The organism is Bombella pluederhausensis, assembly GCF_026385525.1.
Classification (GTDB): Bacteria; Pseudomonadota; Alphaproteobacteria; order Acetobacterales; family Acetobacteraceae; genus Bombella; species Bombella pluederhausensis.
Genome location: NZ_JANIDY010000001.1, coordinates 452,598 through 465,165, shown reverse-complemented (window position 1 = coordinate 465,165; position 12,568 = coordinate 452,598). Strand labels below are relative to the sequence as shown.

Annotated in this window: 13 protein-coding genes; 4 read left to right on the top strand and 9 right to left on the bottom strand. The window is 59.4% G+C overall.

What is annotated here, in order from left to right:
• Positions 1-161 precede the first annotated feature (161 nt).
• Entirely contained in the window at positions 162-1,073 is a 912-nt protein-coding gene (gene hemF / locus NQF86_RS02055; RefSeq protein ID WP_407652842.1) for an oxygen-dependent coproporphyrinogen oxidase, read from the top strand.
• A 64-nt stretch (positions 1,074-1,137) separates the two neighbouring features.
• On the opposite strand, the gene NQF86_RS02050 is transcribed toward hemF, so the two are convergent.
• The 7 genes from NQF86_RS02050 to NQF86_RS02020 form a co-directional block, all read right to left on the bottom strand.
• Positions 1,138-1,935, bottom strand: coding sequence for an ABC transporter ATP-binding protein (locus NQF86_RS02050; RefSeq protein ID WP_266115943.1), 798 nt, complete (start codon positions 1,933-1,935; stop codon positions 1,138-1,140).
• Position 1,936: 1 nt separating this feature from the next.
• A complete protein-coding gene (locus NQF86_RS02045) occupies positions 1,937-3,031 on the bottom strand; it encodes a FecCD family ABC transporter permease (protein ID WP_266115942.1) in 1,095 nt (364 codons plus the stop codon).
• Positions 3,021-4,160, bottom strand: coding sequence for an ABC transporter substrate-binding protein (locus NQF86_RS02040; protein WP_266115941.1), 1,140 nt, complete (start codon positions 4,158-4,160; stop codon positions 3,021-3,023). The genes NQF86_RS02045 and NQF86_RS02040 overlap by 11 nt, the downstream gene beginning before the upstream one ends.
• Positions 4,161-4,312: 152 nt before the next feature.
• Entirely contained in the window at positions 4,313-4,882 is a 570-nt protein-coding gene (locus NQF86_RS02035; protein ID WP_266115940.1) for a Smr/MutS family protein, read from the bottom strand.
• A gap of 21 nt (positions 4,883-4,903) precedes the next feature.
• Positions 4,904-5,728, bottom strand: coding sequence for a DNA-methyltransferase (locus NQF86_RS02030; RefSeq protein ID WP_266115939.1), 825 nt, complete (start codon positions 5,726-5,728; stop codon positions 4,904-4,906).
• The gene (gene mltA / locus NQF86_RS02025; protein ID WP_266115938.1) at positions 5,725-7,083 is read right to left on the bottom strand and encodes a murein transglycosylase A; all 1,359 of its coding nucleotides are present in this window, start codon (positions 7,081-7,083) and stop codon (positions 5,725-5,727) included. Before mltA ends, NQF86_RS02030 begins: the two co-directional genes overlap by 4 nt.
• Positions 7,064-7,747, bottom strand: a complete 684-nt coding sequence (locus NQF86_RS02020) for a Tim44/TimA family putative adaptor protein (protein ID WP_266115937.1) — start codon at positions 7,745-7,747, stop codon at positions 7,064-7,066. Before NQF86_RS02020 ends, mltA begins: the two co-directional genes overlap by 20 nt.
• A 320-nt stretch (positions 7,748-8,067) precedes the next feature.
• On the opposite strand from NQF86_RS02020, the gene secB reads away from it, so the two are divergent.
• Positions 8,068-8,586 carry a protein-export chaperone SecB gene (gene secB / locus NQF86_RS02015; RefSeq protein ID WP_266115936.1) on the top strand — a complete coding sequence of 173 codons (519 nt, stop codon included), beginning with the start codon at positions 8,068-8,070 and terminating at the stop codon, positions 8,584-8,586.
• Positions 8,587-8,656: 70 nt separating this feature from the next.
• On the opposite strand, the gene NQF86_RS02010 is transcribed toward secB, so the two are convergent.
• The gene (locus NQF86_RS02010; protein WP_266115935.1) at positions 8,657-9,340 is read right to left on the bottom strand and encodes a uroporphyrinogen-III synthase; all 684 of its coding nucleotides are present in this window, start codon (positions 9,338-9,340) and stop codon (positions 8,657-8,659) included.
• A 5-nt stretch (positions 9,341-9,345) separates the two neighbouring features.
• Entirely contained in the window at positions 9,346-10,395 is a 1,050-nt protein-coding gene (hemC, locus tag NQF86_RS02005; protein ID WP_266115934.1) for a hydroxymethylbilane synthase, read from the bottom strand.
• 69 nt (positions 10,396-10,464) lie between these two features.
• Between hemC and tsaD the strand changes: the two genes are divergently transcribed.
• Positions 10,465-11,592, top strand: a complete 1,128-nt coding sequence (tsaD, locus tag NQF86_RS02000) for a tRNA (adenosine(37)-N6)-threonylcarbamoyltransferase complex transferase subunit TsaD (protein WP_266115933.1) — start codon at positions 10,465-10,467, stop codon at positions 11,590-11,592.
• Positions 11,589-12,560 carry an NAD(P)H-dependent glycerol-3-phosphate dehydrogenase gene (locus tag NQF86_RS01995; RefSeq protein ID WP_266115932.1) on the top strand — a complete coding sequence of 324 codons (972 nt, stop codon included), beginning with the start codon at positions 11,589-11,591 and terminating at the stop codon, positions 12,558-12,560. The genes tsaD and NQF86_RS01995 overlap by 4 nt, the downstream gene beginning before the upstream one ends.
• Positions 12,561-12,568 lie beyond the last annotated feature (8 nt).

The window sequence follows — 12,568 nt, the reverse complement described above, 5'->3', positions numbered from 1 at the left end:
GTTTAAGAAGACCAACCCAAAAATCAACAGGTAAAGCTGTTCGCCCTTTTCACAGCATCCGGAAAAGTCAGTAAGCCAGACAAGGAATTTTCGCCTATGAAGGACAATCATGACACCATCAGAGTGACACACTGTCCGTTTCTGCTTTCACAGATCAGGAGATGCTCATGTCTGCCTCAACGCCTTTCGCCCTGCCTGACCTCCCCCATGCCAGCCTGACGGACGAAGCCCGAAATTGGTTTGAAAGCCTGCGGGACAGGATATGCGCCGCCTATGAAGCTCTGGAAGACGAAGCCGCCAGCAAAGATGCGCCTGTCCTGAAAGGCCATGAACAGCCGGGGCGTTTCCAGCGCACATCATGGGACCGGCCGGAAGGCGGCGGCGGTGTCATGTCTGTCATGAAGGGGCGTGTCTTCGAGAAGGTCGGCGTGAATGTCTCCACAGTCTGGGGTGAGTTTTCACCAGAGTTCCGCAAAACTATTCCCGGAGCGGAGGAAGACCCCCGCTTCTTCGCCACGGGCATCTCGCTGGTGGCCCATCCCTGCAATCCCCATGTCAGTGCGGCTCATTTCAACACCCGCATGATCATCACCTCCAAGGGGTGGTTTGGCGGCGGCGGGGACATCACCCCCATGTTCCCCAAAAGTGCAGAAGCCCGTGAAGATGCCGCAGAGTTCCACCGGGCCTTTCAGGAAGCCTGCGATAAACACGACCCGGATTATTACCCCCGCTTCAAGAAATGGTGTGACGAGTATTTCTTCCTGAAGCACCGCAATGAGCCTCGTGGGCTTGGCGGCATCTTCTATGACTGGCTGGACAGCCAGAACCTCACCAATGACTTCACCTTCACCCGTGATGTCGGGGAAGCCTTCCTGAACAGCTATGCAGGTATCGTCCGCAAACGGATGTTCACCCCGTGGACAGATGAAGACCGTCTGGCCCAGCTCCAGCGGCGGGGACGTTATGTCGAGTTCAACCTCCTCTATGACCGGGGCACCCTGTTTGGCCTGAAAACAGGTGGCAACACCGATGCCATCCTGATGTCCATGCCGCCGGAAGTCATCTGGCCGTGAAGCCATAAAAAAAGGCGGGGCATGATGACCCCGCCTTTTTCATTCCTGATACATCAGAACCGTGTCAGGCACTTTCCTCAAAAATGCCATCCACCAGCACATGAGGCAGACCACGGGGGCAGACCTCAAGACGGGTCTGAACACCATAGACCTTCCCTAGAACCTCCGGCGTTGTCACGGCCATAACGGCCCCCTGCGCCACAAGCTGACCATCCCGCATATAGACGACATCATGCGCCCGTTGCAGGGCGATGTTCAGGTCATGCACGACAAGCAGCGTCACGATGTTGCGCTTGCGTGTCTCACGGCGGACAACATCCATGACGGCAAACTGGTAGCGTAAATCCAGCGCACTCAGCGGCTCATCCAGCAGCAGCATGGCCGGACGGCGCACCAGCGCCTGCGCCAGACCCACCATCTGCCGCTGGCCACCAGAAAGCTCATCCATGTAACGCAGAGCCAGATGACCGATACCCAGCTCCTCCAGAACATCAGTGCTTTCGCGCAAGGCCATCTCGGCGGAAACGGCCTCTCCAGCCCGGCGGGCCACCATCACAGCCTCAATCACCTGAAGATGTACGGCTGGCGGAAGACTCTGGGGCAGATAGGCGGCCAGTCTGGCTCTCTCACCCACACCAAGCTTTGCAAGGTCCTGCCCGGCCAGACGGACACTACCTTCCGCACGGGTCAGGCCAGCAATCCCCCGCATGAAGGTAGATTTCCCCGATCCGTTCGGCCCCAGCAGGGCCGTCACACGTCCTGCCCGCATGGGAGCAAGCGTCATATCATGCAGAACCTGCCGCCGCCCGTAATGGACGCTGAACTTCTCGACCTCAAGCTGATCTGTCGGACATTCATCCATGTCAGGCCCCCTTTTTCAGAACCACAGTAAGGAAGAACGGAATCCCGACCAGTGACGTAACGATCCCCACCGGAATCACGACACCCGGCAGGATGTTCTTGGCGGCAATGGAGGCCAGAGACATGATGAGGCCTCCACACAAAGCCGCACCGGGCAGGTAGAAACGATGATCCTCCCCCAGCAGGCGGCGTGCAATATGCGGGGCCACAAGCCCCACAAAACCGATCGTTCCCACGAAGGACACCGCCAGAGCGGAAAGGATACTGATCCGCAAAAGGGACATCATCCGCAGGCGTCGGGTATCCACGCCATAGCTGGCCGCCCTGTCCTCACCCAGCCGCAAGGCTGTCAGAGCCGGAGCCGCCCGGAAGCAAAATGGCAGAACCAGCAGGCAGCCAAGGCTCATCACGGAAATCTTGCCCCAGTCCGCCCGTGTCAGACTGCCCATTGTCCAGAAGACGAGGTCCTGCAAGGCATCCTCATCCGCAATGAACTGCATCAGGGCCACGAAGGCATGAAAGGTGAAAACCAGCGCAATACCGAACAGCACCACCATGGCCGTGGAATGACCCCGTGCCCGGGCCACCAGCTCCAGCAGACCGGCTGAACCAACGGCAAAAACGAAGGCATCCAGCGGCACCATCCAGTTATCCGGCACATAGGGAATATGCCAGTGCAGCACGATGGCCAGTGACGCCCCAAAGGCCGCAGCGGCAGACACGCCCAACGTGTAAGGACTGGCCAGCGGGTTATCCAGAACCGTCTGCATCTCCCCGCCGGAAATCCCCAGAGCAATCCCCACCAAGGCCGCCATCAGAGCGTAAGGCAGGCGGATATGCCATACAATAACCGCATTTGTACCTGATGAAGGGTTGAGGAGTGCATGCATCAGAGCTTTAGGCCCAAGCCCTGCCGGACCAAGCGAAAAATCCAGCAGAAGTGAAAGAACAATCAGCCCTGCCAGCAGACAAAGAAGACCGACCCGGTGACGGGTCAGTTTTACATAAGAAGTCTGTATTCCTGTAAGTCGTGCCGCAAGACGGGCCATTTCGGCTGATGACCCGTCCGCTTCCGTTCCTGTTTCTTTAATGGGCATTCGCCTTGATCCAATATGTCCCGCTGTTCGGCATGACTGTAAAGCGGCTCTGTATCAGGCTGCGGTCAGCATCCGGGTCCAGATCCTTGAAACGCTCTGGGTAGAACCATTTTGCCATGACCTCAATGGCCAGAATGTTGAAGGGGCTGTCATAGAAGGTATGCCAGATGCCGTAAGCCCGCCCGTTGCGGACAGCACTCAACCCTGCAAGCTCCGGAGCTTTCAGCAAGGCATTGAGGGAGGCCTGTGCCAGTTCTGGCATGACCTGCGACCCCATTTTCAGCCCCGGCCCGCTATTGCCCGGCCCTCGTGTCCCATCCAGAATCAGCACGTCCGGGTCCTTGGCAATGACCATCTCGGCTGACACATCCCCGATATAGCCCGGCAGGAGGTCAGCAGCGATATTACGGCCACCGGCAGCCTCAATGAAGGCCCCCATATTGCCTCGCCCTGCCGTATGGCAGCAGCTCTGCCGTGCTCCGGCCAGCATGTTGATGAACACGCTGGGGCGCTGGGCCTCTGGAATGGTATCCACGACCGAACGGATGACATTCAGGCGGCTGTTATAGAAATCCGTATAGGCCTTGGCCTCGTCCTCACGACCAAGGGCCTGACCGAGAATGAGCATGCTGGGCACGGTCGTCTTCACCGGGTCCTGACGGAAATCCACAAACAGGACAGGAATATGAGCCGCCTTCAGGCGGGCTGTCACATCACCGGACTGCCCCGGCCCATGGCCTGTTGTGCTGAAAATGGCGAGATCAGGATGAAGGTCCAGCACTTTCTCCGGGCTGATCGTATCGGCGGTCGTGCGACCGATCACGGCCACCTTGTCGGCTTCCGGAAAGGTCTTGAGCATCTGCTCATAATTCTGCTTATCCGCCTCACGGAACTCGCCCTGCCAGCCCACGACGTGATCGAACAGGTGCTTCCCTTCCAGAGGCTCCAGAGCGTAAATCAGCCGCCCTTCACCCAGAATGATCCGCTGTGGATGATCAGGGACGGAGACGACCTCTCCCGTAATGTCCCGGACATCCTTTGCCTGCGCCTGATGAACCGGCAGAACGCCAACAGCCAGAGCGGCCAGCATGACACTGGCGGAACCCAGCAGGGTCTTCAGTGAAACCATGTTCCTACGCCTTCTTTCTGGAAAATCATCCCGCAAAGGGAGCATCCCCTGCCTCGCGATCTCCTACCTCAATTGATAATCATTCTCGATATTAATGTTATAGAAAACCTTCTTCCCTTCTCCAAGGGCAGAATAGTCCTCTCCCTCAACCTCTAACGCTTTTTCCGTAAAAGAAGCCGTAACGCTCCCTGATTCCCCTGATGGCTGTGCACGACCCCCAACACCATGGGGGCTATATCGGCACGATGCAGCCAATGCGGCAGTTCCCGGCGAATACTGCCCCCCCGCACGCCACTGCCCAACCCCGTGACGATCTCCACACATCGCCAGCCCATGACACGGCTGCGCTGCATGAAACGGTGAAACTCCTCAAACGCCTCCTGCACGATGTAGCCATGCAGATCGAGCTTTGCATCCACCCTCATCTGGCCACGGGACAGACGCCGCCACTGCGTATCATCAAGACCGGGCGCACGGACGCCTACATGTGGCGCTGGGCGCACACGAGGCCGCTGCACGGTAGGCATCTCTACCAGACGTACCGTCATCATGGCCGAGGCCTTACCCCCAACGGGACGGCTAACAGGTGCCGATGTCTCCGCTTTGCAGGCCGGTTTCGCTGGTGCCAGTGCAGAGCGCCGCCCCGTCCGCAACGGGGCTACATCATGCACAAAGGCACGCCATAACGCCGCCTCATCATCGCCCAGAACCCGTTTTGCCACCTTATTGCGCCCCGTCTCTCATCACAGCTCTGCATCATTGCCCTGTGCTATCATGGCACGCAGTCGCTTGCGTGCAAACCGGACATATGTCGTATCAGCCTCAATCCCGATGGAACGCACCTTCAGGGACTCTGCGGCTATAAGACTGGTCCCCGTTCCCATGAAAGGGTCCAGCACCATCATGTCCGGTTTCAGCCCATGCAGGCGGATACAGCGCTCCGGCAAGGCAACAGGAAACGTCCCCGGATGGCTGTACCGGGCAGACCGGCTTCGCACCGTCTCATAAGGGATAAACCATGTATCTCCCCGGCAACGGCGGTCTTCCTGATGCTGACGGCGATGGATATTGCTCTTATCGGTAAAGGGCACTCCCGCACCGAGCCGATCCAGCTCCACATCACCCTGTTTTGTCAGATGAAAAATATGCTCGTGATTACGATTAACGTAACGGGGTGAATTCACGGGCTTGAAATGCCCATGCGTCACCTCTCCCACCGCCACGGATTTGATCCATGAAATATGATTCTGAAGCGTGAATGTTTTCCGCAGCCGGACCATCAGCTCAAAAGGCAACCATGGCTGAGCTGATGACCCGGCAATATTCAGAAAGAAAGACCCATCATCCCGCATGACACGGGCGATCTTAATGCAGACAAGCTCCATCCAGTCGAGATAACTTTCCTCGGAGAGACTGTCTTTATAGCTGCGATAGGCCAAGCCAAGATTATAAGGCGGGGAGGTCACGACTACATCCACACTGCCTGCGGGCATACGCCGCATGACGCTCAGGCAGTCACCACGGATGAGTGCATGTCTCCCCAGCGTCTCACGACGCGCCCGTATCATCTGGCCGCCTGCGCTCCCCCAGCCGGATCGACACCAGTAGCGCCGGCAGACTGTGTAACCCCAGTGTCCTTAGGGGCCGGTAGCGGAACAAGAACCATCATCCGGCCGTAATTCTTCATGTCACCAGCGATCTTGGCCGCCTTATCGCCCCAACCAAGGAACAGATCACCACGCCCTGCCCCCCGTATGTCGCTGCCCGTATCCTGCGCAAAGGCCATCCGGGACCATGACACATAACGCCCTTGTGCATCCTGCCCACTAATATCCACCCAGACAGGCATCGCATAGCCAACAAAACGCCTATCCACAGCCAAAGACCGCTGTGGTGTCAGAGGCAGGCCGAAACCGCCAGTTGGTCCCTCATCTGCCGTGCGGTCCACACGGCGGAAGAACACATAGCTCGGGTTCGCCTCCAGAACCGACTTCACCTGATCCGGATGCGCGGCAAGCCATTCACGGATACTCTGCACATTCACATCCTCGGCACGCATCAGCTTACGCTGGACCAGAACCCGCCCAATCGGCACATAGGGCTGACCATTCCGGCCGTCATAGCCAAGAAAGACCTGCTGCCCATCTGGCAGGCGCAGGCGGCCAGAGCCCTGTGTCTGTAGAAAGAGCAGATCGACAGGGCTTTTCAGCCAAGCGACTTCCAGCCCTTTCCCTTTCAGAGAGCCTTTATCGATGGTTGCACGGTCATCATAAGGGCGGAAAACGGAATTGACCCAGTGGCCATATTCCAGCTCACCCTTATCATTGCTGCCTCTCAGCAGGTCCTTAGGGCGACCGTAAACGGGAGTCTGATACTCCTCTCCCTTGGTAAGAGACGCCGGAACCTCTGGATCATAATAACCTGTATAGAAGGCCTGTTTCTCAACAAGGTAAGGCTGGAACCAGTTCTCGAAAAAGCGCCGGGACTGTACTTCATCACTGCCCTGTATGGTCGAGGCTGCCGTACAAACACCCTGCCAGTCCTTCACCTGACGACCATAAGGCAGGGTAAGAGCTCCCCCTAATGATGTTCCTTCTGGCAGATGAGCGATACGCTGGCATTCCAGCTTCATCATGCTCATAAGCGCCGTATGATCCTCTTTCTCCCAGCCAGAGAGCTGACTGAAACTGGCGGGTGTGACATCCATCTTACCCGTTGGCGTACCGGGCATACAGCCTGCCAGAGCAAGCATCAGAGGAGCCATCATCAGGCCAGCAAAAGGAACACGACGTTTCATCATATCGAACACACCAGTTTCCCGGCGCGGACAAACCGCCGGGCTTTGCAACACCACACCCAGCCCCTGCATAGAGGAGACTGCATCTTCTTCAAGCGGGGTAGCCTCAGTCAGCGTCCGTTGCAACCACCTTCCACTGACCGTTTACCTCATGTTCAAACGTCCAGCGGTCCCGAAACTCTGTCAAAGCCTCCGTTCCTTCAATGATCGTGCCTTGTTCGTCCCGGCAATTGCTGATCTGCCATGACACGATCCGAACTTCCAGACGGCAGACCCCACCTTCCACGAAGGCAGACACATAATCCAGTCGCTCTATCCGTCTGAGTTCCAGATAGACCTGTTCCTGACGCCGCTCACGCTCATCCAGAATCTTGCCGAAGGCGTCCAAGACAGCCGGGCTGAGTGTTTTCCCCAGCATGTCCCTATCCGCACAGGCAAAAGCTTTGATAGTTCGAGCAAAGGCATCTTCTGCATTCTTGAGGAAATACTCGGCGGAAAAGCCATTAACGACCATACCGACTCGGGCCAGTGCCTGCCCCAATGAGGAATCAGCTGCCGGTACACCGTACTCTGTTGCCTTCTGCTCCGTCCCTGCACGGCTGGGCAAGGGCGGCGGTTTAGGGGCATCCGCCACACCCCCCTTTTGCAGTCCAGCCCCCCGGACAGCGGGAATATGCTCCTGCCGCAGCGCCTGTGCGCCCACACGCCGCCCCAGAACAAAAAACAGGGCACTGCCAGCTACGACAGCCAGCACAGCCCAAAAAACGATATCCCAAGGGAATTCCGCCATCTTACGTCCTAAATCATCACATTGAGGAGACAGGGCTGCATGGCCACAGCTCCGCATATTGCCATAAAGGTAGGACTCTCCCGCCCTAATCTCAAGGGTTCTGCCTTGGCTGGGTCCATATGCCACGCCTCCCCGATCCCTGCATCCATGTCGCACAGCTGTGCCACAAAGATGCCCCCCTCGCTTGGCCCTGTCTGCAAGACATGCTACCGGCATGAAAGACGTGCATATGCAGGCCGCCAGACACTGGCTTCTCCCAGTAACAGGCAAGCGCCCCTGCAAGCACCCCGCCCTCCACCATTCATGCAAGGATGATCCTGATGTCTGATTCCACAACCTCCGAAGCCGCACAGGACAACACGCCTCCGACCCTGCCGCTCGCCATCAACCTGCAATACACAAAGGACCTCTCCTTCGAGGTACCCCGTGGCGCCGCAACCTTCACGACCCTTCAGGCCCCGCCGCAGGTTGGCGTGAATATTGACGTGCAGGCTAACCGCATCGAAAAAGATCAGGACATCTACGAAGTAACTCTGATCGTCCGCACCGAGGCCACTGAAGCCCCTGCTGAGGGCAGCGACAAGCCGGGGCCGGTCGTCTTCATTGCCGAGCTGTCCTATGCTGCCGTTGTCACGCTGGATAACCCGCCGCAGGAAGTGATCGAACCGATTCTTCTGGTGGAAGTGCCCCGCCTGATCTTCCCCTTTGCCCGCGCCATCATCAGCGATGTGACACGGGATGGCGGCTTCCCGCCGGTCGTGCTTCAGCCGATTGACTTCACGGCCCTGTGGCACGCCAAGCAGGCCCAGAACTTCCCGGAGCCAGAAGGCGAAGCCTGATCCAGATAGCCCCTCCGGGTTCTTTCTGATTATGAAAAAGGCGTACCTCTTAGGGGTACGCCTTTTTCAGTCACGGGCCATCCCCTAGCAGAGATAAGGGATCACCCACTTCTATCTGACCCCAGACACCGAACTCCTCTGCGCGCCCGGCAATAGCCTGCGACAGGCAGATGGCCCGACATTGTGCCAGCATCTCGTACAGCTCCGGCGGACATAGCTCCATGAATAAGGCAACGGTCTCACCGGAATAGAAAAGAACGGTAGCAGTCCGCCCCGCCTTCAAAGCAGCTAACGCCTCCCCGGAAAGGCCGGACATGGGCTGAACCTGATAAGCCTCAAAACGCTGTGCCCCCAGAGCCTCCGCCAGATCAGCCCCGTAAGGCTGGCCACGCCGTCCCCGCCCACAGGCCAGCATAACATCCGGGCCACTGACGCCCTTCTGACGGCAGAGCGCTTCCAGACTTTCCTGTGTCCCCGAAGCTGCCTCAACCTGTCGGAAGCCCATCGCCTCGGCCCGCTGCGCCGTACGGCTGCCGACCGTCAGGAGAAGCCGGTCACGGTCCTGATTCACCAGAAAAGGCAGGGCCTGACTGCTCGTCACCAGCATGGCCCGACAGGCATGGTCAGTCACAGGCGGCATATGCACCATCTGCATGACAGGGCAAGCCACCGCCTGCCAGCCCTGCTCCCGCACAGCCTGAACCGTCTCGCTCAACCCCGGCTCAGGTCGGGTAACCAGTACCACCCGACGCATAGCTTTCAGGGCTGGACGATCTTTGCAAAGATGGCGGGCGGTGTGTCCCGCCGCAGCTCACAGGCCAGCTCATAGCCCAGACGGGCTGCGTCTTCCGGCAGACCTTCCGTTTCCCGGCGCAGCAGAAAGGTACCATCCTCACTGGCCACCAGACCAGAAAGATGCAGCCGCCCATCCTTCAGTTGGGCATAGCCGCCGATCGGTGTCCGGCAGGACCCATCAAGCTCCGCCAGAAGGGCACGTTCTGCCGTGGCTACGGCACGGGCTTCCGGGTCCTCAATGGCAGACAGAAGTTCCCGCAGCTCATGGTCGCTCTCACGTACCGTCACACCCACGATCCCCTGCCCGGATGCCGGGAGCATCACATCAGGAGAGAGCGGCACATCAATACGGTCTTCCATGCCGAGCCGTTTCAGTCCGGCATAGGCCAGCAGGGTCGCATCACATTTACCAGCCCCCAGCTTGTCCAGACGGGTCTGAACATTCCCCCGCAGAAGGGTGAAACGCAGATCGGGTCGGACATGAAGCATCTGCGCCTGACGGCGGACAGACGCACACCCCACCAGTGCCCCCTCTGGCAGGCAGTCGAACGGCCTTTCAGGATCGACCGTCACGCCACGCTTGCGCAGCATCAGCACATCACGGGCATCTTCACGCTTCATCGTGCAGGCCAGTACCAGCCCCGGTGGCAGATGCGTCTCAAGGTCCTTGAGACTGTGAACGGCAAAATCAATGCCCCCCACGGCCAGAAGCTCATGAATCTCCTTGGAGAACAGCCCCTTCCCGCCGATCTCTGCCAGACGGTCCTTGAGGTTCAGGTCCCCGGAGGTCTGCATCTGCTCCTCCTTGAAGGCCCCCATATCTCGCAGGACGGGACAGAAACGGGTCAGCCGGGTCAGGAAGTGCCGTGTCTGCACCAGAGCCAGCGGGGAGGCTCGTGTTCCCACCCGCAAGGGAAGCTTGCGGCGGTCTGGCGGGGACTGCGCATGAGAGCGGCGGGACGCTTCGGCAGCGATCTTCTGAAGGGCTGCGGAGGAAAAATGTGATGCATTCATGGTGCTTCCTCCATAACCGATTCTGGAAGGGGTGTCATGCTTCAGAAGAATCCGTCATAATGGCTCATCATGTCTGACATTGCCCGCCTCACCCCCATTCTCGCCATCGAGACCTCATGCGATGACACAGCCTGCGCCATTCTGGACGCTCACGGTGCCCTCCTTGGGGAGAGTGTTCTCTCGCAGGAAGATCACGCTGCGCTGGGCGGTGTCGTGCCGGAACTGGCCGCCCGTGCCCACCTGAAAGCCCTGCCGGAACTGGTGGAGCTGACCCTCCAGCGGGCAGGGCTGGAACTAAAGGACATTGCCCTTTTCGCCGCCACGACCGGCCCCGGACTGATTGGCGGGCTGATTGTCGGCAGCTCCTACGCCAAGGGTCTGGCCATGGCTTGTGGGAAGCCTTTCATGGGCATCAACCATATTGAGGGGCACATCCTCACACCCCGCCTGCCCGCTGCTCTGCGACCTGACGAGACAGCCCCTTCTTTCCCCTATCTGGCCCTGCTGGTCTCTGGCGGGCATTGCCAGTGCATCGCCGTGGAAGATACGGGCCAGTATCGCCGCCTTGGTGGCACGATTGACGATTCTGCCGGGGAAGCTTTCGACAAGGTCGCCAAGATGCTGGGGCTGGGCTGGCCCGGTGGCCCGGCACTGGAAAAACTCGCACAAGAGGGCAATCCACAGGCTTACAGCCTGCCCCGCCCGCTGAAAGGCCGTCCCGGCTGCGACTTCTCCTTCTCCGGCCTCAAGACAGCCGTCTCCCGCCATATCGAACCTTATGGGCGGGATGCCCTGCCCCGGCAGGTCGCTGCCGACCTCGCCGCCTCCTTCCAGCAGGCTGTGACGGACGTGATGGCTGACCGTATCCTCAATGCTCTGGCAATGGTGCCGCAGGTCACCTCTCTCGTGGTGGCCGGTGGTGTGGCAGCCAACACGGTGCTACGCCAGCGTCTGGAAGACATTGCCCACCAGCACGGCATCACCTTTCTAGCTCCTCCGCTGCGGCTCTGCACCGACAACGCCGCCATGATTGGCTGGGCCGCTCTGGAGCGGCTGAAACAGGGTGAAATCCCGAATGACATTGCCCTTGCCCCCCGTCCCCGCTGGCCCCTGAATGAACGCCAGCCCTACCAGCCACAGCCCTCACCAGACATGCCCTCCAGCGGGCACGCTTCCCTGATGGAGCCATCTGCATGACCGTCCAGCCACATATTGCCGTCATCGGGGCCGGAGCGTGGGGTATCGCTCTGGCCTGCACCCTGTCCCAGACCGCCCGTGTGACCCTCTGGTCCCGCACGCCCGTACCGGCAGGTACACGCAACCTGCACCATCTGCCGCAGATCACCCTGCCAGAGACCATTACAGTCACCAGCGACCTGCCTACAGAAGCCGACATCGTTCTGCTTGTCGTCCCCACACAAGGATTACGGGATGTCACGCTAGCCCTGCATGAACGGCTGAAGCCTGACGTGCCGGTCGTCACATGCTGCAAGGGCATGGAACGGGGTACCTTCCTGCTGCCGCTTCAGGTTGTGGGGCAGACCATGCCGGGCCGTCCGGCTGCCGTGCTCTCCGGTCCCAACTTCGCCATTGAAGTCGCACAGGGAATGCCCGCTGCCGCTACGCTGGCCGCCTTGGACCTCGCTTTTGTCACGAAGCTGACCGAACGCCTCACCACCCCCACCCTGCGCCTCTATGCCAGTACGGACCCTCTGGGCGTACAGCTTGCCGGTGCCGCCAAGAATGTCATTGCCATCGGGGCTGGCATCAGTGTCGGAGCGGGCATGGGGGAAAATGCCAGAGCGGCCATCATCACCCGTGCGCTGGCAGAAACGGCCCGCCTTGTCGATGCAATGGGTGGACAGGGACGCACCATGTACGGTCTGGCCGGTATGGGCGATCTGATCCTGACGGCAACGGGAGCCGGGTCCCGCAATTACAGCCTTGGCGTGGCCATGGGGCGGGGCGAGAACATCGAGGATATTCTGGCCCAGCGTGATACGGTAGCCGAAGGCGTGCTGACAGCCCCGACCCTTAAAGAACTTGGCCAGCGTTTCGGCATCGAGACCCCCATCATCAATGTCATCACCCGCCTGCTTTCCGGAGAGCTGACCCCCCATCAGGCCCGTGATGAGCTGCTGGACCGCCCGACCCGTTTTGAATAGGCCATAGC